Annotated in this window: 22 protein-coding genes and 1 pseudogene; 7 read left to right on the plus strand and 16 right to left on the minus strand. The window is 59.2% G+C overall.

What is annotated here, in order from left to right:
- The 4 genes and pseudogenes from PMI36_RS32470 to PMI36_RS15950 form a co-directional block, all read right to left on the minus strand.
- Nucleotides 1-101: pseudogene (locus tag PMI36_RS32470) on the minus strand (DUF6124 family protein); the annotation flags it as partial.
- A 514-nt stretch (nucleotides 102-615) separates the two neighbouring features.
- Nucleotides 616-1,962 carry an ATP-binding protein gene (locus PMI36_RS15960; protein WP_008071759.1) on the minus strand — a complete coding sequence of 449 codons (1,347 nt, stop codon included), beginning with the start codon at nucleotides 1,960-1,962 and terminating at the stop codon, nucleotides 616-618.
- The gene (locus tag PMI36_RS15955; RefSeq protein WP_007899104.1) at nucleotides 1,959-2,636 is read right to left on the minus strand and encodes a response regulator; all 678 of its coding nucleotides are present in this window, start codon (nucleotides 2,634-2,636) and stop codon (nucleotides 1,959-1,961) included. Before PMI36_RS15955 ends, PMI36_RS15960 begins: the two co-directional genes overlap by 4 nt.
- 192 nt (nucleotides 2,637-2,828) lie before the next feature.
- The gene (locus PMI36_RS15950; protein ID WP_008071761.1) at nucleotides 2,829-3,431 is read right to left on the minus strand and encodes a hypothetical protein; all 603 of its coding nucleotides are present in this window, start codon (nucleotides 3,429-3,431) and stop codon (nucleotides 2,829-2,831) included.
- A gap of 147 nt (nucleotides 3,432-3,578) precedes the next feature.
- Here PMI36_RS15950 and PMI36_RS15945 point away from each other — a divergent pair, with 147 nt between their 5' ends.
- Together PMI36_RS15945 and PMI36_RS15940 are read left to right on the plus strand one after the other, a co-directional pair.
- Nucleotides 3,579-4,370 carry a dienelactone hydrolase family protein gene (locus tag PMI36_RS15945; protein WP_008071762.1) on the plus strand — a complete coding sequence of 264 codons (792 nt, stop codon included), beginning with the start codon at nucleotides 3,579-3,581 and terminating at the stop codon, nucleotides 4,368-4,370.
- Between the two features lie 204 nt (nucleotides 4,371-4,574).
- Nucleotides 4,575-5,300: a 4'-phosphopantetheinyl transferase family protein gene (locus PMI36_RS15940; RefSeq protein WP_202949516.1), complete on the plus strand. Its 726-nt coding sequence runs from the start codon at nucleotides 4,575-4,577 to the stop codon at nucleotides 5,298-5,300.
- A gap of 132 nt (nucleotides 5,301-5,432) precedes the next feature.
- On the opposite strand, the gene PMI36_RS15935 is transcribed toward PMI36_RS15940, so the two are convergent.
- Together PMI36_RS15935 and PMI36_RS15930 are read right to left on the minus strand one after the other, a co-directional pair.
- Nucleotides 5,433-7,043, minus strand: coding sequence for an ATP-binding protein (locus PMI36_RS15935; RefSeq protein ID WP_008071764.1), 1,611 nt, complete (start codon nucleotides 7,041-7,043; stop codon nucleotides 5,433-5,435).
- Nucleotides 7,040-7,762 (minus strand): response regulator, encoded by a 723-nt coding sequence (locus PMI36_RS15930; protein ID WP_008071765.1) that lies wholly within the window; start codon nucleotides 7,760-7,762, stop codon nucleotides 7,040-7,042. The genes PMI36_RS15935 and PMI36_RS15930 overlap by 4 nt, the downstream gene beginning before the upstream one ends.
- Before the next feature lie 734 nt (nucleotides 7,763-8,496).
- Between PMI36_RS15930 and PMI36_RS15925 the strand changes: the two genes are divergently transcribed.
- Complete coding sequence (locus PMI36_RS15925) at nucleotides 8,497-11,391, plus strand: ribonucleoside-diphosphate reductase subunit alpha (RefSeq protein WP_008071766.1); 2,895 nt, start codon at nucleotides 8,497-8,499, stop codon at nucleotides 11,389-11,391.
- 278 nt (nucleotides 11,392-11,669) lie between these two features.
- On the opposite strand, the gene flgE is transcribed toward PMI36_RS15925, so the two are convergent.
- The 6 genes from flgE to PMI36_RS15895 all read right to left on the minus strand — a co-directional run bounded on the left by flgE (nucleotide 11,670) and on the right by PMI36_RS15895 (nucleotide 16,749).
- A complete protein-coding gene (gene flgE, locus PMI36_RS15920) occupies nucleotides 11,670-12,983 on the minus strand; it encodes a flagellar hook protein FlgE (RefSeq protein ID WP_008071767.1) in 1,314 nt (437 codons plus the stop codon).
- A gap of 31 nt (nucleotides 12,984-13,014) precedes the next feature.
- On the minus strand, nucleotides 13,015-13,704 hold the full coding sequence (gene flgD / locus PMI36_RS15915; RefSeq protein WP_008071768.1) for a flagellar hook assembly protein FlgD: 690 nt from the start codon (nucleotides 13,702-13,704) through the stop codon (nucleotides 13,015-13,017).
- Between the two features lie 15 nt (nucleotides 13,705-13,719).
- Nucleotides 13,720-14,163 (minus strand): flagellar basal body rod protein FlgC, encoded by a 444-nt coding sequence (flgC, locus tag PMI36_RS15910; protein WP_008071781.1) that lies wholly within the window; start codon nucleotides 14,161-14,163, stop codon nucleotides 13,720-13,722.
- A gap of 3 nt (nucleotides 14,164-14,166) precedes the next feature.
- On the minus strand, nucleotides 14,167-14,574 hold the full coding sequence (gene flgB / locus PMI36_RS15905) for a flagellar basal body rod protein FlgB (RefSeq protein ID WP_008071783.1): 408 nt from the start codon (nucleotides 14,572-14,574) through the stop codon (nucleotides 14,167-14,169).
- Between the two features lie 368 nt (nucleotides 14,575-14,942).
- The gene (gene cheR, locus PMI36_RS15900; RefSeq protein WP_008071786.1) at nucleotides 14,943-15,770 is read right to left on the minus strand and encodes a protein-glutamate O-methyltransferase CheR; all 828 of its coding nucleotides are present in this window, start codon (nucleotides 15,768-15,770) and stop codon (nucleotides 14,943-14,945) included.
- Between the two features lie 46 nt (nucleotides 15,771-15,816).
- On the minus strand, nucleotides 15,817-16,749 hold the full coding sequence (locus PMI36_RS15895) for a chemotaxis protein CheV (RefSeq protein WP_008071794.1): 933 nt from the start codon (nucleotides 16,747-16,749) through the stop codon (nucleotides 15,817-15,819).
- Nucleotides 16,750-16,830: 81 nt separating this feature from the next.
- Between PMI36_RS15895 and flgA the strand changes: the two genes are divergently transcribed.
- The 4 genes from flgA to PMI36_RS15875 all read left to right on the plus strand — a co-directional run bounded on the left by flgA (nucleotide 16,831) and on the right by PMI36_RS15875 (nucleotide 19,438).
- The gene (gene flgA, locus PMI36_RS15890; RefSeq protein WP_032830386.1) at nucleotides 16,831-17,592 is read left to right on the plus strand and encodes a flagellar basal body P-ring formation chaperone FlgA; all 762 of its coding nucleotides are present in this window, start codon (nucleotides 16,831-16,833) and stop codon (nucleotides 17,590-17,592) included.
- A 169-nt stretch (nucleotides 17,593-17,761) separates the two neighbouring features.
- A complete protein-coding gene (flgM, locus tag PMI36_RS15885) occupies nucleotides 17,762-18,088 on the plus strand; it encodes a flagellar biosynthesis anti-sigma factor FlgM (RefSeq protein WP_008071796.1) in 327 nt (108 codons plus the stop codon).
- A gap of 47 nt (nucleotides 18,089-18,135) precedes the next feature.
- Entirely contained in the window at nucleotides 18,136-18,603 is a 468-nt protein-coding gene (locus tag PMI36_RS15880) for a flagella synthesis protein FlgN (RefSeq protein WP_008071798.1), read from the plus strand.
- Between the two features lie 88 nt (nucleotides 18,604-18,691).
- A complete protein-coding gene (locus PMI36_RS15875) occupies nucleotides 18,692-19,438 on the plus strand; it encodes a flagellar brake protein (protein WP_008071799.1) in 747 nt (248 codons plus the stop codon).
- 205 nt (nucleotides 19,439-19,643) lie between these two features.
- Here PMI36_RS15875 and PMI36_RS15870 read toward each other — a convergent pair whose 3' ends face one another.
- The 4 genes from PMI36_RS15870 to PMI36_RS15855 form a co-directional block, all read right to left on the minus strand.
- On the minus strand, nucleotides 19,644-21,026 hold the full coding sequence (locus tag PMI36_RS15870) for an MFS transporter (protein ID WP_008071802.1): 1,383 nt from the start codon (nucleotides 21,024-21,026) through the stop codon (nucleotides 19,644-19,646).
- Between the two features lie 71 nt (nucleotides 21,027-21,097).
- Nucleotides 21,098-22,339, minus strand: coding sequence for a glutamine synthetase family protein (locus PMI36_RS15865; RefSeq protein ID WP_177319488.1), 1,242 nt, complete (start codon nucleotides 22,337-22,339; stop codon nucleotides 21,098-21,100).
- Nucleotides 22,340-22,776: 437 nt separating this feature from the next.
- Nucleotides 22,777-23,469 carry a sensor histidine kinase gene (locus tag PMI36_RS15860; RefSeq protein WP_008071805.1) on the minus strand — a complete coding sequence of 231 codons (693 nt, stop codon included), beginning with the start codon at nucleotides 23,467-23,469 and terminating at the stop codon, nucleotides 22,777-22,779.
- On the minus strand, nucleotides 23,466-25,070 hold the full coding sequence (locus tag PMI36_RS15855; protein ID WP_008071807.1) for a tetratricopeptide repeat-containing response regulator: 1,605 nt from the start codon (nucleotides 25,068-25,070) through the stop codon (nucleotides 23,466-23,468). The genes PMI36_RS15860 and PMI36_RS15855 overlap by 4 nt, the downstream gene beginning before the upstream one ends.
- Nucleotides 25,071-25,102 lie beyond the last annotated feature (32 nt).

Below are 25,102 nucleotides of genomic sequence, written 5' to 3' on the forward strand. Positions count from 1 at the left end.
TCGAGGGCGCGGTCGGCGGCTTCGTTGAGTTTTTTCGAATCGAGGGATTCGTAGGGGGATGTCGGATCGGTTTCAGGTGGGTTGGGTGTAGGTTTGAACATGGTGAAGCTCCGTGGTTGGTTGAGCCGCCACGACCTATCGCTAAACAAGTAAAGGTGGCGGCTGTACGCAGGTTAGCGATCCGGGTCACAGAAACCCCGGGTAGACTCGAAGGTCTCCCACGCACAGCCACCATTACGCGAATTGCAGGCACTAAAACTGCAATCAAAACTTGGGCGCTTTTGCGTCTGTGTATGGGATCGGATCGCTAAACCCGATCGCTGATTCGTCAGCGACCGGCAAAGGATAGAGCCCGCGCCCCAGGCGCACTAGCCGGCGGATTCTGGCGTAGTCGTAGGCAGCGGCGCAAGAATGTGTAGCCTGAGTGAGTATCCGGAAGTGTCGTTTAAACAGTGCTTGTTTAGCGGTCTGACACTGAGCTTTGTGGTGGATTGGCCGGCCCCTTCGCGAGCAAGCCCGCTCCCACAGTTGACCGCGTTCTCAGCAACGACTCGGTTTAATGTGGGAGCGGGCTTGCTCGCGAAGAGGCCCGAAAGAACACCATCAATCCAAGGATCAAACCACCGGAAAATGAATCCGGAACGCCGCCCCGCCCATCGGTGAATCCCCCAGCGTCAATTTGGCGCTGTAGCTTTCGATGATGTCCTTGACCACCGCCAACCCAATCCCCTGCCCCGGATGCTGACGATCCAGCCGCTCGCCCCGCTGCAGAATCCGCGCACGCTGGTCCGGTGGCACGCCCGGGCCATCATCTTCAACGCACAACTCAATCCCGCTGAGGGTTTCGCGCACGCTGATGCGCACTTCACTCAGGCACAGGCGATAGGCGTTTTCCAGCAGGTTGCCCATCATTTCCAGCAAGGCGCCTTGTTCGATCGGCACATAACACTGATCGGGCAGATCGAAAGCGACCTGCACACGTTTGTCGCGGTAGACCTTGTCCAGCGTATCGCAGAGGCTTTGCAACACTGGGCGCAGGCGCACCTGGTGGCGCACCAGCCCGCTTTTGCGCAGGCTTGCGCGTTGCAGTTGATAGCCGATCTGCTGGCTCATGCGCTCGATCTGGGTTTGCAGCACCCAGGCCTGTTCGCGCTCTTGCGGCTTTTGCGCCATGTCTTCGCTGACACCTTGCAACACCGTCAGAGGGGTTTTCAGGCTGTGGGCCAGGTCGTCGAGGGAGTCGCGATAACGGCCGCGCTGTTCACGTTCGCTGTGCAACAAGCGGTTGAGCGAGCCGGTCAGGCGCAGCAGTTCCCGTGGATGTTCTTCACTCAGGCTTTCACGCGTGCCGCCCTCGATCTGGTCCAGTTCCTGGCTCAACCGGCGCAACGCCTGCAAGCCCCAGGTCAGGCCGATCCACAGCAAGGCGAGCAACACCAGCAAGGCTGCGCCGAAGCCCAGATAAAGGTTTTCCCGCAGGCCTTCGAGGGTGATTTCGTATTCACGCACCGGTTGCAGGGCGACGATGCTGAACGCCGCGCTTTGGCCGCCCAGCAGTTTGACCTCGACGTCATAGACGAAGAACTCTTCACCATTGGCTTCGCGAATCCTTGCGAACTCGTTACCGCGCCCGTCGTAACGCGGTTTGTAGTTGATCTTCTCTTCCTGGGTAGCTTTCGAGCGCCAGACCAGATGACCTTCGCGGTCATAGATGTAGCCGAGCAAACGGCTGTCGGTGAGGTTGAAGCGCTCGTCGGGCAACTGCGCCGGCATCTGCAAGCGGTTGTTATCCACCCGGGCAGCAGAGATCAGCGTGGTGACGTCCGACGCCAGGCGCTGCTCGATGGAATCCTGCAACGCCAGGCTGAACGCGCCCTGCATCGCCGGCAGCAACGCCAGCATGAACAACACCGCCAGGACCGTGGCGGCGAGCATCAGCCGGACGCGAAGGGAACGAATCAAGTGCAGCGCTCGTTGAACAGGTAGCCAAGGCCACGCACGGTATCGATCGGCTTGAAGCCGGCCGGGCCTTCGAGTTTGCGGCGCAAGCGGCCGACCAGCACTTCGATCACATTCGGATCGCGCTCACCGTCATCCGGATAGAGCTGCTCCATCAAGCGGTCCTTGGCCACCACTTGCTGGTGATGGCGCATCAGGTACTCGAGGATCCGGTATTCGTAGGCGGTCAGTGCCAACGGTTGTTCATCGAGGGACGCCTGTTTGCGATTGAGGTCCAGCAGCAAGGGGCCAGCGACGATGGTCGACTGGGTGAAACCGCTGGAGCGGCGCAGCAAGGCATTGAGCCGGGCGTCCAGCTCTTCGAACTGGAAGGGCTTGACCACGTAATCATCAGCGCCGGCGGCGAGGCCTTCGACCTTGTCCTGCCAGTTGCCCCGCGCGGTGAGGATCAGGATCGGAAACGTCTTGCCCCGGGAGCGCAATTGACGAATCAGATCGAGCCCACCCATGCCCGGCAGGCCGAGGTCGATCACCGCCAGGTCATGGTTGAACTGCTCGGCCTGGTACAACGCTTCCTCGGCGTTGGCCACGGATTCGACCACGTGGCCGCTATCCGTCAGGCGGGTTTGCAGGTGATGGCGCAACAGCGCTTCATCTTCGACGACCAGCAATTTCATAACGCTCTCCTGGGCAAATCAACATCTCCAAAGACATAACGCCGCGGAACATGTGGGAGCGGGCTTGCTCGCGAAGACGGTGTGTCAGTCAACATTGATGTCGCCTGACACACCGCTTTCGCGAGCAAGCCCGCTCCCACAGGGATTTCGCTTAACCGACTGGCCTCGGCGCCTACCCTCATAAAACGCTTTTTAGAAAGCGTAGTTGGCGGACAGGTAGGTCTGGGCGCTGCTGGTCAAGTCCAGCGAACCCTGTTTGCTGCCGCCGCGCTCGCTCATCTCGGTGCTGGCGTTGCTGCGCAGGTAACGGTAACCCAGCTCGACCGAGGTGTTTTGCGAAACTTGCTGCAATACACCGACCTGGCCGCCAATGGCGTAACCGATGTCGCTATCGCGGCTGAAGCCTGGCGACTCCTGGGTCAGTTTGGTCAAACCGGCGGTGGCACCGCCGAACAATTTGGTGCTGCCACCCACCGGGTAGAACAGATCGTAACTGCCCAGCAGGTTTTCCTGACGCAGTTTAATGCCATTGTGCGAGCCCGACACATTGTCATAAGTGGCGTAGTAGCGGCCCTTGCTGTCTTGCTGGCCCAGACGCGCGCCCCAGGTGCTGTCCTTGCCGATCACACCGTCGGCGTTCGGGTGGTTGAGGTTGTCGTTCAGGGCGCTGGATTTTTTAACCTTGTCGCTGGTCTGGCCAAAGGTCAGGCCCGCGAAATTGGTGGTATCGGCGTGGGCCGCAACACTGGCGCCCATCACGGTGAAAGCCAGAAGCAGTTTTTTAAAAGTAGTCATTGGGGAGTTTCCTCATGCGCTATGTGCTTTTTGGGTACGGGGCAAGGTTACTGACCCCTCCCTGTACTGCCCCTGAACGCACTCTGAACCTGAGCTGAATCAAATCGACTACGCTGTTCTCACGATTCCTAATATGGAGATTTGATCATGCGTGTGTTCCTCGCCCTCGTGTTACTGGCTCTGAGCGGGGTCAGCCAGGCCGCCATCCAGACCCAGGAAATTCCCTACCAGAGTGCCGACGGCACCAAGCTGATCGGCTATTACGCCTACGACGACGCGATCAAAGGCCCGCGCCCGGGCGTGGTGGTGGTGCATGAATGGTGGGGCCTCAACGACTACGCCAAGCGCCGCGCCCGTGATCTGGCCGGTCTGGGCTACAGCGCGCTGGCGATAGACATGTTTGGCGACGGCAAGAACACCGAACACGCCAAGGACGCCATGGCCTTCATGCAAGCAGCATTGAAGGACAGCGCAGCGGCCAGTGCGCGGTTTCAGGCCGGGCTCGACTTGCTGAAGAAACAGCCACAAACCGACCCGGCCAAACTGGCGGCCATCGGTTATTGCTTCGGCGGCAAGGTGGTGCTGGATGCGGCGCGTCAAGGCGTGCCACTGGCGGGCGTGGTGAGTTTCCACGGCGCGCTGGTGACCAATACGCCAGCGACGCCTGGCAGCGTGAAGGCGAAAGTCCTGGTGGAGCATGGCGCTCTGGACAGCATGGTCACGGCGGAAAACGTGGCAGCGTTCAAGACAGAAATGGACAAGGCCAATGCCGACTACAAGTTCGTCACCCTCGAAGGCGCCAAGCACGGGTTCAGCAATCCCGAGGCGGATCGTCTGAGCCATGGCGACCACGGCGGGCCGGACATTGGTTACAGCAAGACCGCGGATGAGAAGTCCTGGGCGGATATGCAGGCGTTTTTCAAGAAGATATTTGGCTGACACACCAACAGCATTGCTCCCTGTGGCGAGGGAGCTTGCTCCCGTTGGGCTGCGAAGCGGCCCCAAACCCGGCAATCACGTTTTTTCAGACACACCGCGTTCACCGGTTTACGACTGCTTCGCAGCCGAGCGGGAGCAAGCTCCCTCGCCACAAAAGCTCTCAGCTACTACCCAGCCTCAAGGCAACCCGGCAAAATGCCCGTCATGAATCCCGCCCCCGCCCTACCCGTCTGCTGCACCCCACTCGACGCCCATTGGCCGCTGCCGTTTGTGCTGCCCGATACGGTCCTGTTGGGTACCCACTTCGATACCAAACAACTGGCCAGTGATGATTTCCAGCGCAGCGCCATCGAGCCGCCGGCGAGCATCCAGCGTTCGGTGGCCAAGCGGCAGGCCGAGTTTCTCGCCGGACGAGTCTGCGCCCGGGCGGCGTTGCAACAACTGGAAGGGCTGAGTTTCATCCCGGCCATCGGCGAAGACCGCGCACCAGTGTGGCCAGTGCATATCACCGGCTCGATCACCCACAGCACCGGCCGGGCCGCAGCAATAGTCGCGAACAAAGCCCATTGGCGTGGCTTGGGAATGGACCTGGAAAACCTGCTCGACGCAGAGCGCGCCGAACGCCTGGCCGGGGAGATTCTCACCGGGCCTGAAATGCAGCGCATGGCTGCTGGTGCTCGCGATCAATTGGCAATGCTGGTGACGCTGACATTTTCGGTGAAGGAAAGCCTGTTCAAGGCGCTCTACCCTATCGTGCAGAAGCGCTTCTATTTCGAACACGCCGAGGTGCTGGAGTGGAGCGCGGGCGGCGAAGTGCGGTTGCGATTGCTGACCGACCTGTCCGGTGAATGGTGCAGCGGCACTGAGCTGGACGCGCAGTTTGCAGTGATGGATGGGCAGTTGTTGAGTCTGGTCAGTATCAAGGCCTGAGGTTTTGTAGCGCCTGACAGGGCCTCTTCGCGAGCAAGCCCGCTCCCACATTGGACCGCATTCCCACGTCAGATACGGTCCAATGTGGGAGCGGGCTTGCTCGCGAAAGCGGTGGATCATTCACCGCAGATCTCACCGCCGCTCCTGATTCCTCGGCCAGCTCAAACTGAAACAGGCCCCGCCCAGGCTTTTGCTCTTGCCGATCAATGCTCGCCCGTCATGCCAATGGATGATTCGCCGCACAATCGATAACCCCAACCCATGCCCGCCCGAGGCACGGGTGCGGCTGTCATCGAGGCGCAGGAACGGGGTGAAGATTTTCTCCCAGGCGGTTTCCGGCACGCCCGGCCCGTCATCCTCGACATCCACCCGACAGCGCTGCTGCCCCACCTGATAACTGACGGTCACCCGTGAGTGGGCGTGGCGCATGGCATTGCTCACCAGGTTCTGCAACGCCCGGTGCAAGTAACGCGGTTCGGCCTCGACCCAGGCGTCGTCGCAATCGGCGGCCGACAGGCACAAACCGCGCTGCACCGTGACCTCGGCGCGCAACGGCGCCAGTTCTTCGATCACCTGATTGACCAACGCATCCAGATCGATCCGCTGAAAATTCAGCGCCGGCGAACCCTGCTCCAGCCGCGCATAGGTGAGCATCTCGTCGACCAGCCGATCGAGGTCCTCGATGTCGTGGTCCATCCCTTCGCGGTATTTTTCCAGCGCCTCAGGCGTGGTGGCCGAGCCGATCATCTCCAGGCCAAAACGCAAACGCGCCACCGGCGTGCGCAGTTCATGGGACACGGCGCGCACCAGTTCTCGCTGAATCGCCAACAATTGCTGCAAGTGCTCGGCCATGCCGTTGAACGCCGAGGCCAGGCGCCCCACCGAGTCCGCGCCGCGTGCCGGCACGCGGGTTTCCAGGCTGCCCTTGGCGATGCGCGTGGCGGCGGCTTCCAGCCCGCGCAAACGGCGCTCCAGCTGACGCACCAACAGATAGACGATCAAACCGATCAGGCTCAGGCCGAGGGCCGCAATCAGCACCAGCCACTCGGGCGGGTAAGGATTCATTTGATACAGCGGGCCGATTTCCAGTACCCACGGCGTACCGACCATGCCGGCAAACACCCGGATGGAATCGCCGCCCTTGCCCAGCGCCATCACCGTGTCGCCTTCGGATACGCGGCGGCTCTGATCTTCGTCCATGTCGGCCTGATCGATCGTGACCAGCCGCAGATCAAAGCCGAAACCCTTCTCTTCCTTTAACTGCGCCAGACGCTTGGGCTGCTCGGCCACTGGGTAGCGCACCAGTTCATCGGCCAACAGGTAAATGGTCGCTCGCGCCAGTTGTTCGCTGATCTGCTGGACTTCCCCGGTGAGCACCAGTTGTTCCTTGTCGCTGACCAAACGGTAAACCTTTGCCGCGTGCGGGCCGGTCTGCTCCACCAGTGCCTGACCGCGCAGCACGCGGGTGCGCTGGGTCAGGTCGAGGTCGGTCTGGGGGAATGTCTTCAGCGCCAACGGAATCCCGAGCAAGCGCTCCCACACCAGCAAGGCCCGGTGACGCTCGGTTTCGTTCATCGGTTGCAGGTTATCGGCCATCAACGAGAACGTGCCGTGGGCCAGACGCTCGCGGTATTGCTCGCTGCGCACCTGGTTAAGCAGGTGCAAGGCCAGCACGCCGAGCACAGCCACCAGAATCAGCGCCGCGCACATGCCGCCATAAATGCGCAGGAAGATCGAGTTCACAGCGACAAGTCTGCGCAGGCTTCGGGAACGAACAGATAGCCTTTGCTGCGGATGGTTTTGATCAGCCGCGGATGCTCCGGGTCATCGCCGATCTTCGGGCGGATGCGTGAGATGCGCACGTCGATGGAACGGTCCTGGCCGTCATAACCGATACCGCGCAGCGCGGTGAATATTTCTTCGCGAGACAGAATACGCCCGGCGTTGGCCACCAGTAGCCAGAGCAAATCGAACTCGGCGCTGGTCAACTCGATGCCTTTGTCATGCAGCCAGGCCTCGCGCAACGCGTTGTCCACCACCAACGGGCCGAACTGCAGACGCCGCTGTTTTTCCGGGGCTGCTTCAGGCGCTTCGCTACGCCGCAACAAGGCCTGGATGCGCGCCAGCAGCAGACGCGGGCGAACCGGTTTGCAGACGTAGTCGTCAGCACCGAGGTCGAGGCCGAGGATTTGATCGGTGTCATCGGAGCGTGCGGTGAGCATCAGGATCGGGCCGTCATATTTGTCGCGAACCTTGCGACAAATGCTCAGGCCGTCTTCGCCCGGGAGCATCAGGTCGAGGATTACCAGGTCCGGTTTCTCCTTGATGATGCGTGCCGCGGCGAGGGCGCCGTCGCCCTCGATCGACACCCGCAGGCCATTGGCTTCCAGGTAGTCGCGAGTCAGTTCGGCCAGACGCTGGTCGTCCTCGACAATCAATACCTGCCAGACTTCTTGCTCCACGGTGACCTCTGCTTGCCAACATCACTTTAAGAAAGGATCCGCCCGTCTTTTTGTAATGATTGGGGAGGATAAGAATGCATCTGCATTGGCCGATTGTATAAACGGCGCACGTCTGGAACACAAGCGGGTAAATGCGTTCGGACACAGCGGTTTTTTGTGATAGGGTTCGCGCCCTTAAAAATCCGAATGACTGATTTCAATCGTTGAAAATCAGTGAAAAACGGTCCGCTCCAGCTAGGTCGCGGCCTACACGCTCGTTCCACCTTTCACACACAATTTACGCACAGGTTTATCCACAGGTAGTACGTTGCAACACCCTCAAAAACGCATTATCTTGTACCTCGGCGCTAAAAAAACCCTACATGTAGGGTTTTAGCATAAAAGCCCAACCACATTTCAGACCAGAAACTCAAGCGCTTTATTGCCTGTTTATGGTTGAACCAAGCACGATTTTACAAGCCCAAACCGCATGCGCGGATGGCACCGTTTTTTCAGGCCAGAACAGCCAGAACGGTACGGGTGTTGCAGTCAAAACTGGCACCCCAGAAAGGAATCCGGCTTCGAGCCCTGGCTCGCGGCCAAAGACTTCGGCAAGGAAGCGGCATCATTAGCCTTTTTCCTACTGTCCCGAAGTTGTTATGCCCGACGCCACGTCGGTTGTAGTGCTTCAGGACAGAACGGTGGGCACCGTGATGGTGCCCAAACAAACATAGAGAATGTGGAGACAACCCCCCATGCAAACCGACACAACTCGCGAGAACCCGCAGGGCACCTTGCCGCAGGCCGCCGATTCGAATTCGGATCTGTCCGCCACCGCGCCTGGCCAGCTGCGCGTGATCAAGCGAAACGGGACTGTCGTTCCTTACACCGATGACAAAATCACCGTCGCCATCACCAAAGCGTTTCTTGCAGTTGAAGGCGGCACCGCTGCCGCTTCGTCGCGCATCCACGACACCGTTGCCCGCCTGACCGAACAAGTCACCGCCACCTTCAAGCGTCGCATGCCATCGGGCGGCACCATCCACATCGAAGAAATCCAGGACCAGGTCGAACTGGCCCTGATGCGTGCCGGCGAGCAGAAAGTTGCCCGCGACTACGTGATCTACCGCGACGCCCGTTCCAAGGAACGCGCTGTACGCGCCCCTGCCGAGGACGCAGTACAGGCTCACCCGTCGATCCGCATCACCCGCGCCGATGGCAGCCTTGCACCTCTGGACATGGGTCGTCTGAACACCATCGTCACTGAAGCGTGCGAAGGTCTGGAAGAAGTCGACGGCGACCTGATCCAGCGCGAAACCCTGAAGAACCTGTACGACGGCGTGGCCCTGACCGACGTCAACACCGCTCTGGTGATGACTGCCCGTACGCTGGTGGAGCGTGAGCCGAACTACTCGTTCGTGACCGCCCGCCTGCTGATGGACACCCTGCGTGCCGAAGGCCTGAATTTCCTGGGCGTCGCCGAGAGCGCGACTCACCACGAAATGGTCGACCTGTACGCCAAGGCACTGCCGGCGTACATCGCCAAAGGTATCGAATTCGAATTGCTGAACCCGGTTCTGGCGTCCTTCGACCTGGAAAAACTCGGCAAGGCAATCAACCACGAGCGCGATCAGCAGTTCACGTACCTGGGCCTGCAAACCCTGTACGACCGTTACTTCATCCACAAGGACGGGATCCGCTTCGAACTGCCGCAGATTTTCTTCATGCGCGTGGCCATGGGCCTGGCAATCGAAGAGAAGAACAAAGAAGACCGTGCGATCGAGTTCTACAACCTGTTGTCGTCCTTCGACTACATGTCCTCGACCCCGACCTTGTTCAACGCCGGTACCCTGCGTCCACAGCTGTCGAGCTGCTACCTGACCACCGTGCCGGATGACCTGTCGGGCATCTACCACGCGATCCACGACAACGCCATGCTGTCGAAATTCGCTGGCGGCCTGGGCAATGACTGGACGCCGGTTCGTGCGCTGGGCTCGTACATCAAGGGCACCAACGGCAAATCCCAGGGCGTTGTACCGTTCCTGAAAGTGGTGAACGACACCGCCGTCGCCGTTAACCAGGGTGGCAAGCGCAAAGGCGCTGTCTGTGCCTACCTGGAAACCTGGCACATGGACATCGAGGAGTTCATCGAGCTGCGCAAGAACACCGGTGATGACCGTCGTCGTACCCACGACATGAACACCGCCAACTGGATCCCTGACCTGTTCATGAAGCGCGTCTTCGATGACGGCAAGTGGACCCTGTTCTCGCCGTCCGAAGTGCCGGACCTGCACGACCTGACCGGCAAGGCCTTCGAAGAGCGTTACGAGTACTACGAAGCCCTGTCCGAGTACCCGGGCAAGATCAAGCTGTTCAAGACCATCCAGGCCAAAGACCTGTGGCGCAAAATGCTGTCCATGCTGTTTGAAACCGGCCACCCATGGCTGACCTTCAAAGACCCGTGCAACCTGCGCAGCCCGCAGCAGCACGTAGGCGTGGTTCACAGCTCGAACCTGTGCACCGAGATCACCTTGAACACCAACAAGGACGAGATCGCCGTTTGCAACCTGGGTTCGATCAACCTGCCGAACCACATCACCAACGGCAAGCTGGACACCGCCAAGCTGGAACGCACCGTGAACACCGCTGTTCGCATGCTCGATAACGTTATCGACATCAACTACTACTCGGTGCCACAAGCGAAGAACTCCAACTTCAAGCACCGTCCGGTCGGTCTGGGCATCATGGGCTTCCAGGACGCTTTGTACCTGCAGCACATCCCTTACGGTTCCGACGCTGCCGTCGAGTTCGCCGACAAGTCGATGGAAGCGGTCAGCTACTACGCGATCCAGGCGTCCTGCGACCTGGCCGACGAGCGCGGCGCTTACGAGACGTTCCAGGGTTCGCTGTGGTCCAAAGGCATCCTGCCGCTGGATTCGCAACAGATCCTGATCGAACAGCGTGGCCAGAAGTACATCGATGTCGACCTGAACGAAACCCTGGACTGGGCACCGGTTCGCGCCCGTGTGCAGAAAGGCATTCGTAACTCCAACATCATGGCCATCGCACCGACCGCGACCATCGCCAACATCACTGGCGTGTCGCAGTCGATCGAACCGACTTACCAGAACCTCTACGTGAAATCGAACCTGTCGGGCGAATTCACCGTGATCAACCCGTACCTGGTTCGCGACCTGAAGGCTCGCGGTCTGTGGGACTCGGTCATGATCAACGACCTGAAGTACTACGACGGTTCGGTGCAGCAGATCGAGCGCATCCCGCAAGAACTCAAAGAGCTCTACGCCACTGCGTTCGAAGTGGACACCAAGTGGATCGTTGACGCGGCAAGCCGTCGTCAGAAGTGGATCGACCAGGCCCAATCGCTGAACCTGTACATCGCCGGCGCTTCGGGCAAGAAGCTGGACGTGACCTACCGCATGGCCTGGTACCGTGGTCTGAAAACCACCTACTACCTCCGTGCCCTGGCCGCGACCAGCACCGAGAAGTCGACCATCAACACCGGTAAGCTGAACGCTGTTTCCAGCGGTGGCAACCACGGCGACGACTCGGTCCTGGCAGCCCCTGCCGGCCCTGCTCCAGTGCCGAAGGCGTGCGCGATTGACGAGCCGGATTGCGAAGCTTGCCAATAAGCTGAGCCGGTGAGCGCTGAAAGGCGCTTACCTGAAACCCCCGATGAGCCTCTGGCTGGTCGGGGGTTTTCTTTTGCCTGCTTTAAGATCAAAAGATCGCAGCCTCTTAAGATCAAAAGATCGCAGCCTCGCTTCGCTCGACAGCTCCTACGTTGGTCCCTGTAGGAGCTGTCGAGCGAAGCGAGGCTGCGATCTTTTGATCTTGAACTGTATCTACCACCCACAAAAAAGCCCCTCTTGCGAGGGGCTCTTGGTGAAGCGCTACCCGCTAACCAATATCAGGTCATCTGAATGATGGTCTGCATGATGGTGCTCTGGGTGGAGATGGTCTTGGCGTTTGCCTGGTAGTTGCTCTGGGCCTTGATCAGCTCGACCAATTCGTTGGTCAGGTTGACGTTGGACTCTTCCAGGGAGTTGGACACGACCGAACCCAGCGTGCCGGTTGTCGGCGCATCGACACCCGCCACGCCCGAGGCGAAGGTTTCTTTCCAGCGGGTACCGCCAATCGGTTGCAAGCCTTGCTCGTTGGCGAAGCTGGCGACTGCAACCTGGCCGATGGCCTTGGTTTGTTGGTTGCTGAAGTTGGCGGTCATGACGCCGGTGGCGTCGATCGTCAGGCTGGAGATCTGGCCAGTGGCGTAACCATCCTGGAACTGAGCGGTACGAGCGGTTGGCGAGTTGTAAGAAGTGGTCAGCGCCATGTTGAACGCGATACCGCCAGTGGCAGCGACGGAACCGTTCGGACCCCAGGTCACAGGAGTCGTCGCGGCGTTGGTAATGGTACCTGGCACCCAACCGGTCATGGTCAACGTGTTGCCGGTCTTGGTCCAGCCAGCACCCGCCGTCAGCGTATTGATGCTGCCATCGGAGTTGAAAGTGATGTCGGCGGTAATCGCCACTGGTGGCGTGGTAGCGGGGTTGGCCGGGGAACGACCATCCATGTAGGTGTGGACACGCCAGGCGTTGGTACCCGTTTTCACGTAGTACTGATCCATGGTGTGCTCGTTACCCTGGCTATCGTAGACCTTGGTGGAAATGGTCTTGTTATAGCTGTTGGTATCGGTCGGGCTGAACGTGGTCACGGTCGGTAATGTTTCCGCCGAGTTCAGGTTCATCGTCTGATCGACCTTGGTGGTCGGGTTTGGCTTCAGGCTCGACGTATCAATCTTCAAATCCGTCAACACACCGTTGATGATCTTGCCATTGGCATCAACGCCATAACCCTGCAAACGGTTGCCGTTGTTATCGACCACATAGTTTTCAGCATCAGTCTTGAACACACCGGCACGGGTGTAGCTCAGGGAGCCGTTGTCGCTGAGGATGAAGAAGCCGTTGCCCTGGATGCCCATGTCCAGCACGTTGCCGGTGTTGTTCACGTCGCCCTGGCCGAACTGCTGGGAAACGTTGGCCAGACGCACGCCGTTGCCGACGGTCTTGCTGCCGGTACCCAGGCGAGTGGCCGAGTACACGTCTTCGAATTCTGCACGGGAGGATTTGAAACCGGTGGTCGCGACGTTGGCGATGTTGTTGCCGGTCACGTCCAGTTGTTTGTTGGCTGCATAGAGACCGCTAAGGCCGATATTGAAAGACATATTCCACTCCTTTGTGCCGTGTTAGTCGGCTCTATATACCAATGGTTTGTACTTTGGACAGGGCAACGCTGCCCATGCCTGCCAGGTTCAGCATCAACTCACCGCCGGTCTGGCTGATGGTCACGCTGTTAACGGTCGCTGGCAGATAAGTAATCAGCGATGTCGCCTTGCTGTCGATGGTGGCCGTTGCGCCGAAGGTGTAAGTACCCGCCGGTGCCACCGCGCCTGCATCGTCCTTGCCGTCCCAGATGAAACTGGCGTTACCGGCACTTTGACTGCCCAACTCGAGCGTACGGATGGTCTTGCCTTCCGAGTTGGTAATCTTGACGGTGGCGGCGGAAACCGAGGTTGGCACCACGACGGTACCGTTAAGGCTCTTGGAGGTGTCGACCAGGGTTTTGTCGGTCTGCGCAATGACGGAGCGCCCCACCAGCGAAGAAGCCTGCAAGGCTTGCGAGGAGCTGTAACTACTGGCAAGGCCGCTGACCGTATCGTTCAGCGTGGTGATACCTTCCAGGCTACTGAACTGCGCCAACTGTGCCACGAACTCGCTGTTATCCTGAGGATCGAGCGGGTTCTGGTTTTTCAGCTGAGTCACCAACAGTTGCAGGAACGCGTCCTTGCCCAGTGCCTGGCCGCCGGTAGCGGCGGAGGTCAGGCTGTCTTTGGTGGTCGGGGTCTGGACCGAAGAATTGGCCAGAACATCGCTGATAACGCTCATATGAATCGCCCCTTATCACTGACCGAGGGTCAGGACCTTCTGCATCATGGTTTTGGCGGTGTTCATCATTTCGGCGTTGGTCTGGAACGAACGGCTCGCGGAAATCATGTCGGCCATTTCTTCGACGACATTGACGTTCGGGTAATAGACGTAGCCCTTGCCATCGGCAGCCGGATGGTTCGGCTCGTAGCGCGCTTCAAGGTTGCTCTGGTCTTCGACCACGCCCAGCACTTGCACGCCTTGACCGGCAGCGTCCTGGTTCTGGAACAGCGAATCGCTGCCGCCGCTCTGGCCGCCCTGGAACATGGTGGCGAATACCGGGTGGCGGGCACGGTAGGTCTGGTCGATGCTCGACGAGACGGTCTCGGCGTTGGCGATGTTCGAGGCGACGGTGTTCAGACGAGTGGTCTGGGCACTCATGCCGCTACCGGCAATGTTGAAAACACTGGCAAGGGACATGACTTACTCTCCACGCAGGGCTGATACCAGCCCTTTGAATTTACTGTTGAGCAGGGTGAAGCTGGCCTGGAAGTTGACCGCGTTTTCCGCGTAATTCGACTGTTCCAGCTGGGCATCCACGGTGTTCTGGTCGATCGACGGTTGCATTGGCGTGCGATACATCAGCGACTCGTCGCCATTGCCCATGCCTTCAGCTTCGATGTGACGGCTGTTGGTCATGTTCAAGGCGAACTTGCCGTTTTTGGTTTTCTCGTTCTGCTCGGCGAGCACTTTCGAGAAGTCCAGATCCCGAGCCTTGTAGTTCGGGGTGTCGGCGTTGGTGATGTTGTTGGCCAGGACTTCGGCACGCTGAGCGCGGAAGCCCAGGGCTTGTTCATGGATACCGAGCGCTTTATCGAAGCTGATGCTCATGTCGGGAAACCTTTGGGTGACCTGATTTTTCGTAACAGGGACATAGCAAGCGCCGTGCCAATTCAAAAAAGCCCGTAAACCGGGGCTTTGCGCGCGGTGGCAAGCCGGCAATGCCAGAAAAGCGGCAACCGATTTCCGCCGCCTGCCGCTTTTCTGCCGCTTATCACGGTAGAAAGAACACCACCTGACCCTGTGGGAGCGGGTTTGCTCGCGAAAGCGGTGTGCCAGTCAAAGCTGATGTCGACTGACACGACGCCTTCGCGAGCAAGCCCGCTCCCACATTGGATCGTGGTGGTGCCGGAAAATCATCAGGCACAAAAAAACGGGAGCCCCCCTGAGGACTCCCGTTCTTTTATGCCATCAACGAATCACTTCGCCTGATAAATGATCCCCGGGCTGCACTGGACCATCTGGTAATGGTCCGGCAAACCGTTCAGCGCTTCAGACGCGCCAAGGAACAGATAACCGCCCGGCTTCAGCGTGCTGTGGATGCGCAACAGGATGTCTTTCTTCACCTCGGCGGAGAAGTAGATCAGCACGTTGCGGCAGAACACGATGTCGAACTTGCCCAGGCTCGCGTAGCTGTCCAGCAGGTTGAACGAGCGAAATTCCACCCGACTCTTGATCGGCGCCTTGATCGCCCAACGTCCCGGCCCTTTCGGGTCGAAGTAACGCTGAAGGCGCTCGGGCGACAGACCGCGGCCGATGGCCAGGCTGTCGTACTCGCCAGTCTTGCAGTTGGTCAGCATGGTGCCGGACAGGTCAGTGGCAACGATCTGCACGCCCATCTTCAACTGGCCCATGTTGACCCGTTCGAACTCATCGATGGACATCGACAGAGAATACGGTTCCTGACCCGACGAACACGCCGCCGACCAGATCCGCAGGCGCTGGCCGGGGCTTGCCTTGATCGCTGCAGGCAAGACCTTGTTCTTCAAGACTTCAAACGGATAGGTGTCACGAAACCACAGGGTTTCGTTGGTGGTCATGGCATCCACCACCATCTCGCGCAAACCGCTGCGCGGCTGAGTCTGGATGCGCTGAACCAGCTCACCCAGCGATTTGATGCCCTGCTGTTCCATCAGTTTGTTGAGACGGCTCGAGACCAGGTATTGCTTGTTTTCACCGAGCAAAATGCCACAGGCTTTTTCCAGGAATACCCGGAACTGTTCAAAATCCAAATTACCCGTAGACAAAGATGCCGCCTCTTAAATCGTGTTGACCGCCAGGGACAGAAGGCCCCTAGCTGTTATCTGCTGCTTTGATCCGGTCGACTACCCGGGATGCCAGGTCATCAGGACGGAATTTGGCCAGAAAGTCATCGGCACCGACCTTCTTGACCATCGCCTGATTGAACACACCCGACAACGAAGTGTGCAGGATGATATGCAGCTTTTGCATGCGCGGATCACTGCGGATTTCGGCCGTCAGGGTGTACCCGTCCATCTCCGGCATCTCGATGTCGGAGATCATCATCAGAAACTCTTCTTCCGGCTTCTTGCCCTCATCGACCAGCTTGCGCAGGTAATCCAGCGCTTGCCGACCGTCGTTCAACGCCACCACTTCGACGCCGACGGTTTGCAGGCAACGGGTCACCTGCTTACGCGCCACCGATGAATCGTCGACCGTCAGCACGCGCAAGGACAACGCCTTGTGCTGAGTCTCGACATCCACCACGCCCACCGAAATCGCTTCCGGTGTCGGTGACACTTCCGCCAGCACCTTCTCGACGTCGATGATTTCGACCAACTGATTGTCGACCCGAGTCACCGCCGTCAAGTAATGATCGCGCCCGGTGCCCTTGGGTGGCGGATGAATCTCCTCCCAGTTCATGTTGACGATGCGCTCCACCGACCGAACCAGGAAACCCTGGGTCTTGGTGTTGTACTCCGTGATGATCACGAAGGGATTGCTTTGATCTTTCAGCGCTCCGGAACCGGTCGCCATCGCCAGATCCAGAATCGGAATGGTCGCCCCCCGAATATTCGCCACACCGCACACGACAGGACTGGACTTGGGCATCAGGGTCAGTTTGGGGCATTGCAGCACCTCACGAACCTTGAACACGTTGATCCCATACAGCTGCTGGCCGTCGAGACGGAACAACAACAGCTCAAGGCGATTCTGCCCCACCAGTTGCGTGCGCTGGTTCACCGAATCCATTACACCAGCCATGCCCAGACTCCTACACCAACGCTAAGTGTGTTGCGACGCACATTCTTCACTAAACGGCACGGCGCTTGCTTTTTAACTCTTATGAACACAGAACCGACATTTTTCCGACACCTGACATCAGCCTGCCGCAGATTGCTCTGCGCGATGTCGGCCGTTTGCCTGTTCAACGCTGGCAGCCCTGCCCTTGCTGACGCGGTTACCTTGCCTGACATGCTTATCGGCGTCACTCAGGGCTTTCTTGAATTCACCGTAGAAGACTATCTGGCCACCAGTCAAACGCAAGGACGCTACGAGATCGAGGTCAATCAGCTCGATCCACGCCTGCGCATGCCTATGTGCGACAAGGAATTGACAGCCACCCTTGAGAGCCCCGCGAGGCCTCTGGGCCGGGTTACGGTCAAGGTTCGCTGCGATGGAGCCTCCCCCTGGACAGTCTTCGTACCCGCTCAAGTACGGCTGTTTCGCGACATCGTGACCACCACCCGTCCGCTCAAGCGCACAGGGATTATCGAACCTCAGGACGTAACCCTGCGAGAGCGCGATATCAGCTTGATAAATCAGGGGTTTCTGACTTCCGTCGATCAAGCGATCGGACAAAAGCTGACCCGACCAATGGTCGCTGATCAAGTGATTACCTTGGTCCATCTCGAACAGGCGGAAGTCATTCGCAAGGGCGATCAGGTGGTGATTACCGCCCGCAGTGGTACGCTCAGTGTGCGCATGCCGGGTGAAGCGCTGTCCAATGGCGGCATGAGTGAACAGATCCGGGTGAAAAACCTGAACTCCCAGCGGGTCATCAAGGCGCAAGTCACCGCGCCCGGCCAGGTGGAAGTTTCCATGTAAGCGGCCACGTAGTTTGTGAAGAGATGGCGCGCCACTGGGCTGTTGCCTAAACTGTGCCGCATGCAGGACACACGCTGGCGCATGCAAGCTCATTGATAAATGGGCCTAAAGTTTTCACAGCAAGAGCCGAAAACATGGCAAGCGTCCAAATACCCAGAGGTTTTTTGTCATGGTCATCGATTTCAGTCGTTTAAACAGCTCCTCGTCACTTACGGGCAGTACACGTACCAGCGCCGCGAAGGAAACCGCCGAAGCCGGCCAATCCACGCCGCTGAATACCCCGGCCGAACAGGCCAGTACCACCAAAAGCGGGGAATCGGTACACCTCAGCAATGAGGCTCAACAGTTGCAGAAGGTCACTGACAAGCTGCGCGATCAGCCTGCCGTCGACAACGCCCGCGTGGCCGAGTTGAAAGCAGCGATTGCCGATGGCAGCTATAAAGTCGACAGCAACCGTGTAGCCAGCAAACTGCTCAACTTCGAAGCCCAGCGCTAGGCCACGGCCGCGCCAGGCTTTTGGACGCTTAAAACCCAAGGCCAGCCATGCACGACACTAATTTACTGCAACTGATCATCGACGACTTTGCCCCGGCGCAACACTTGCTGGAGCTGCTGCAAACCGAGTCCCTCGCGCTGCACGGTCGCGACATGCCACTGCTCGAAGAGATTCTGGCGCAGAAACAGGCATTGATCATTTTGCTTGAGCAGCATGGCCGCAAGCGCAGTGAAATCCTCGCCAGTCTCAACCTGCCGACCAATCGCCAGGGCCTGGAGCAACTTGCCAGCCATTCGAGCATTGGCGATCAGTTGCTGGCACAGAGCGACGTGCTGACCGACCTCCTGGCCCAGTGCCAGGCCGCCAACGTTAACAATGGCCAGTCGATTCTGGTGCAGCAGGCCGCCACGGCCAACCAGCTGAAAATCCTCACCGGCGGCGAGCCGCCAGCGCTCTATGATGCCCGCGGTTCAACCTCCAAGCTCGCAAAGCCACGCCCGCTCAGTCAGGCTTGAGCCTTTCAATGAGCACGCTCTATCAAGACGCGAAACATGCTGGCAGAATGCTAGCCAGTAGTCATATTTGTCTGGAGATTGATGCCCCGTGTTCAATGCCTTAAACGCGGAAGATGCTCCGCAGCCACCCAAGGTGCTCACTACGCCCCTGGAAATCTCCGGCAATCTGCGTCAGCTGCAAGACAGCCATGACCCGCTGATCATCACGTTCCATGAGCGCAGCCAGCGCTTCCAGAGTTATCTGGTGGACATCGATCGTGACAGCAACATGATCGCCCTGGACGAAATGATCCCGCGCGATGGCGAACGTTTTCTGCTGGCCGGCGAACCGTTCAAGGTCGAAGGCTTCCACGACGGCGTGCGCATCGCCTGGGAAAGCAATGGCCCGCTGACCATCGACGACTCCGGCGATGGCCGCTGCTACCGTGGCGCACTGCCCGATGAGGTGGTTTATCACCAGCGCCGCAATGCTTTCCGCGCCGCGTTGAAGCTGGCGCAACTGGTCAACGTCGATCTGGGTGGCGACAAACTCAAATCGGCCATCAGCGGCAAACTGCTGGACATCTCCGCCACCGGCTGCAAATTGCGCTTCGAGGGCGACATCACCGCCAGCCTGCAACTGGGCCAGGTCTATGACCGCTTCGTCGCTGCCCTGCCCTTCGGCAGCATGACGGCACCGGTCGAACTGCGTTACCTGCATTTCGAAGAAAAGATCAACACCACCTTCGCCGGCGTGCGTTTTCACAACATGAGCGGCCTGGTGCAGCGCCAGGTCGAGCGGTTCGTCTATCAGCTTCAGCGCGAAGCACGGCGTTTCGATAAAGACGACTTCTGATACGCCACGCCCATAAAAAACGGGCAGTCCCTTGCGGTGACTGCCCGTTTTTTTGGGTGCTGCAAACTGCTTTTGTAGGAGCTGCCGCAGGCTGCGATTTTGATCCTGAAAGATCGCAGCCTGCGGCAGCTCCTACAGGGAGATTAGTGTCCGGCCATAAAAAACGCCCTCGCTCGTGAAAGCAGGGGCATTTTCCATACCTTGGTCAAGGCCGCGCTTCGGTAAAACTTTGCTCGCGACCTGTGTCAGGGTCTTCGGGCTCCGAATCCGTTTCAGGCGCTGATTCGGGTTCTGCATCCGGATTGAAATCAGCCTCCGGGTTGACCGGGTTCTGCATCTGATCCTGCACTACCTGCTCATCGACTCGCGGGTCCAGGCAAGCGACCAATGGCGAGCTCGACATACTGTCCGGCATCGCCACGTGATGCAGCGGAGCATCGTCCACCTGATGCAGGTTGGTGACCGCTTTCGGGCGAATTCGCCACACCAGCACCAGCGCAAAGAAGCTGAAGAAGGCATAGAGCATCTGACTGCCGAACAGCTTCATCAACACCCCGGCTACCAACGGTCCGATACTCGCGCCGACACCATAAGTCACCAGCAGCATCGCCGTCAGCGACACCCGACGATCACCCTCGACGTGGTCGTTGGAGAACGCCACCGCCAACGGGTACAGGCAGAACTGCACCAACGAGCAGAGGAACCCGGCGATGAACAACACCTCCAGCGGCACCTGCCGCATGATCGCCAGCGGCAACGCAGCCAGCGCCAGGCTAAACGCGAAACAGCGGATCAACAGCGCCCGGTCATAGCGGTCCGACAGCCAACCCAACGGCCACTGCACCACCAGGCCTGCAAAAATGCAGCTACCCATGAACAGACCGACCTGTTCGGTGGACAGCCCTTGCTGCGAGGCATACAGCGGCGCCAGACCGTAGAACGAACCGACGATCAAACCCGACCCCAACACCGTGCTCAACGACTGTGGCACGCGCTTGATGAAGAAGCGTGGTTCCATCGGCGCCGGGTGCAAAGGCGCCGGGTGAATCCGCCGCGTCAGGGCCACCGGTACCAGGCACAGGGCGAAACACAGGGCGACCAGCATCAGCAGTTCCAGGCCCAGGCCCGGGTGCATGACCAGAATCAGCTGACCCAGCACCAACCCCAGGTACGAAGCGATCATGTAGCCGCTGAACACCACGCCACGCTTATTGGCTTCTGCCTGCTCATTGAGCCAGCTTTCGATCACCATGTACTGGCACATCATGCCCAGGCCGACGATCACCCGCAGGAACAGCCACGCGGGCAGCCAGTCCACCAAACCATGGCCCAGCACCGCCGCGCCGACGATCCCGGCGCAGGCTGAATAGGCTCGAATATGCCCGACCCGGGCAATCAGCCGATGGCCGATCTTGCCGCCCAGCACCAGGCCGAAATAGTTGGCCGCCATCAACGCACCAACCCACAGGCTGTCGACTTTATCGGCCGCCAGGCGCAGGGCAAGGTAAGTACTCAACAGGCCCGAGCCGATCAACATCATCAGCGAGGCGAAATAAAGCCCCCGAAAAGATTTCAAGATTTGGCGCATCGGCGTTCCGAGCGGCTCCTTGCAGTGAGTATCGGGCTATCGACAAACGATAGCCCGACGGCGACGGGTCGTCAGGCCTGGGCTGCTAGAACACGCCGTTCCCAGGGAGTAATTTCATCAAAGAAGCTGGTCAACTCCATGGTCTTCGAAGCGATGTAGCCTTCGATGAACTCCTTGCCGAACAGTTCCTTCGCCAATTGGCTACGTTTCAGACGTTCAAGAGCGGCATGCAAGGTACACGGCAACGAAAGATTATCCGGCACAACGAACTCACCCTGGATCGGCTCGCTCGGCTCCAGTTTGTTTTCGATGCCATACAACCCTGATGCCAGGCTAGCGGCAATCGCCAGATACGGATTGGCATCGGCCCCCGGCAAGCGGTTTTCGACCCGACGAGCGACCGGTGAACTGGCCGGAATGCGCAGCCCGGCCGCACGGTTGTCGTGGGACCAGCAGGCATTATTTGGCGATGCGAAAGGATGGCACAGGCGCTGATAGGAGTTCACGTTCGGCGCAAACAGCGCGGTGAAATCCGCCATACCGGCCTGCTGGCCACCGATGAAATGACGGAAGGTCGCGGTCGGCTCGCCGGCCTTGTCGCTGAACACGTTACGCCCGGTGCCGATCTCGACGATGCTTTGGTGAATATGCATCGAACTGCCCGGGGTGTGAGCCAACGGCTTGGCCATGCACACCACGGTCAGGCCATGCTTGAGCGCCACTTCCTTGAGCAGATGCTTGAACAACAAGGTCTGGTCGGCCAACAGTAGCGGATCGCCGTGCAGCAGGTTGATCTCGAACTGGCTGACACCCATCTCGTGCATGAAGGTATCGCGCGGCAAGCCCAGCGCCGCCATGCATTCGTAGACTTCATTGAAGAACGGCCGCAAGCCGTTGTTGGAGCTGACGCTGAACGCCGAATGACCGTCCTCGCGACGACCGTCCAGGCCCAGTGGCGGCTGGAAGGGTTGCGTCGGGTCAGGGTTGGGCGCGAAGACGAAGAATTCCAGCTCGGTCGCCACCACCGGCGCCAGACCGAGGGCGGCATATCGAGCGATCACGGCCTTGAGTTGGCCGCGGGTCGACAACGGCGAGCTCTCGCCAGTCAGCTCGTCCGCATCGCAAATGGCCAGCGCCCGAGGCTGCGAGCTCCAGGGCAAGCGGTGGATCTGCGCGGGATCAGGCACCAGCGCCAGGTCGCCATCATCGCTGCCATAAAAACGCGCTGGCGGATAACCGCCCATGATGCATTGCAGCAGCACGCCTCGCGCCATCTGCAAACGCCGCCCTTCAAGAAATCCTTCGGCGGTCATCACCTTGCCGCGTGGTACGCCGTTCAGGTCCGGCGTGACACATTCAATCTCATCAATGCCCGTCAATCGCTGCGCGAGTGAACGATGGCCATCGGTTGTCATGACGCAATCCTTGTTGTTGTACGAGCCGCGAACGGCGACCCGTACAAAATAGGCTTCGGCTGTTCGGAATATCAAGCAGCGTCAAACAAAAAGGTGCAGGAACCGCCGAAGGCTGCGTTCCTGGCCTGAACAGCATGGTTCCCGTAATCACGCCCTGACAACACCGTACCCGGCCTGAACAACATGCCTCCCGTATTCCTGCCCTGACACCACCATCCCCGGCCCTGACAACACCGTCTCTGGAGCTGCCGAAGGCTGCGATCTTTTGACTTTGCTTTTTAAACACAAGATCAAAAGATCGCAGCCTTCGGCAGCTCCTACGGGGATTGTGTCTGTCAGGGGAGATAGAGGCTGAACACGCCGCCGCCCAACGGGCCGCCATTGCTGATTTCGGTGCGTCCGCCCACGCCGTTGCGCTGATGCAAGGCGGCAATCCGTCCGGCAAAGTACAAGCCCAGGCCGGTGCTGCCACTGCTGTGGTTGATGCCCTGCACGTAATCGGCCTGACGCTCGATCATCTCGGCTGGATAACCCTCGCCATCGTCATTGATGGTCAACACCAGTTGCCCGGCCTCATCGCTGACGCTGATCAACAAGGCATGGCGGGCGTACCGAATGGCATTGTTGATGCAGTTGGCGAGTACCGAGGCAATCAGTTCCCGATCGAAGAAACCCAGCGGGCTCAACGGGTCCACTTCATAGCTCGCGATAATGCCGCGGCTGGCGAACACTTCCTGGTGAGCCGCCAGTTGCGCCTCGATGAAATCATCCAGCTCATGGTAGGCCGGCTGCAACGGCATCTGGTTGACGCCGAGTTTGTACAGCCCCAGCAATTGCACCAGCATGCCATTGAGGTGGGCGAACTCGAAGTCGATCACGCCCTGCTCCGGGGTGTGTTGCTCGGGATCGGGCAAGCGCGCCAGCCATTGGCTGTGCGCCTGCATCAGCATGGCCAGGGAGTTCTTCATGTCATGCACGGTGGAGGCAATCACCGTGGAAAAGTCGAGTGACGGTTCGCTGTCGTTCATTCGCCGAACGCCTTGATTTTCAGTTTCTGGTAGCGCGGATAACGCGCGTCGGTATCGGGCATCAGGCCGACGGTTTTCAGGCAGGCCCGACATTCTTCCAGTTCGGCCGACGGCACACTGGTGTCAGTGCCATGCAGCAACGACTGCGCCATGTTCAGGGCAATACTGATGTTCTTCGGCTGCAACGCCAGGGCTTTGCGGAATACATCCCGGGCTTCCACCAGGTTCCCGGTCTTGTACACCCGCACGCCCTGACGGTTAAGGTCGGCGGCCGCGTTGCCGGAGTTGAGGATGGTCGGGTCGTCAGTCAGTTTGGCGATGCCTTTCATCACGGTCGGATCGTCGCCGTAGATTTCCGCACAGTTTTTCAGCATCGAAGCGCCGGCACTCGCCTGCCCCAACATTTGCAGCTGCTTGGCCACCAGCAGCGCCGCTTCGGCGCTCATGAACTGCTCCATGCCATCGAGGCGCATCATCGCCTGTTCGGTGAGCTTCTCGGCGGTTTCGGCATCGTTGAGCAGCAGACTGGTGGCTTTCATCAGGCGCGCACGAATCTGCAAGCCGGGGTCGGAAGGGTTCTCCTTCGCCACCGCACTCAGCGTGGTGTTGATTTCGAGGCGGGTCCGGGTGTCCAGGCCCTTTTCGCTGCCCTTGCTGATCAAGGCATGGGCCAGGCCGAGGTTGCTTTCCGCATCCTTGAAACGTGACTGCGCCCCTTGGGCCACCGCCTGGCGATAGGCTTTGGAAGCGGTATCGAAATCCTCGTTGGCCATTGCCAGCTTGCCCAGCAAAGCTTGCCGGCGCACCGCCAGCGGCGACAGGCGAATAGCCTCTTCCAGGACTCTCTGCGCCCCCTTGGTGTCCCCTTCGGCGACCAACACATCGGCCATGCCGTCGTAGAGGGCCGGCATCATCGGAAAAACTTTCAGGGCTTTTTCATAAATGCCTTTGGCCTGGCTGACCTGGCCGCGCTTGAACAGCAACTGGCCCAACCCGGCAAATGCCCATGGCAATGGCCGATCGGCAATGATGCCGTCATAGAGGCGTTCCAGCGCTTCGTTCTGGTTCAAATCGCGCAACGCATCGGCGCGGTAACGCAGGCACAGCGGCGAATAACGAATGTCCTGTTTGCACAGGGCGATGCAGGCATTGAGCACTTCAACCGGTTTGCCTCGGTCAAGAGCCTGCAGGATCGGTTTGAGCAAGGTCTTACGCTGTTCCAGTCGTTCCAGGCGCTGGGCCAGGCCGGAACGGTTGAACGGCTTGGTCAGGTAAGCATCGGGCTCATGCTCCAGTGCGCTGAGCACCATGGCCTGGCTGGTTTCGGCGGTGACCATGACAAACACACTTTCATGGCTGATCAGCTTCTCGATCATCAGGTCTTCAAGCACCTGCTGACCGTTCTTCTTGCCATCGCCCAGGTGAAAATCCTGCAGGATGAAGTCGTAGGACTTCTGCGAGCACATGCGCAGCGCCTGTTCACCGGTATCGGCGGTGTCGACGTCCTTGACGCCCAGCTCCCGCAGCATGGACCTGACGGAACTGCGGAAATCCGAGAAATCATCGACGATCAGAAAACTCTTTTGGTGATACGACAGCATCGAAGATTTCCAGGCAATTTAAGAAGAACAAC

Origin of the sequence: Pseudomonas sp. GM79 (assembly GCF_000282495.1) — a bacterium.
GTDB lineage: Bacteria > Pseudomonadota > Gammaproteobacteria > Pseudomonadales > Pseudomonadaceae > Aquipseudomonas.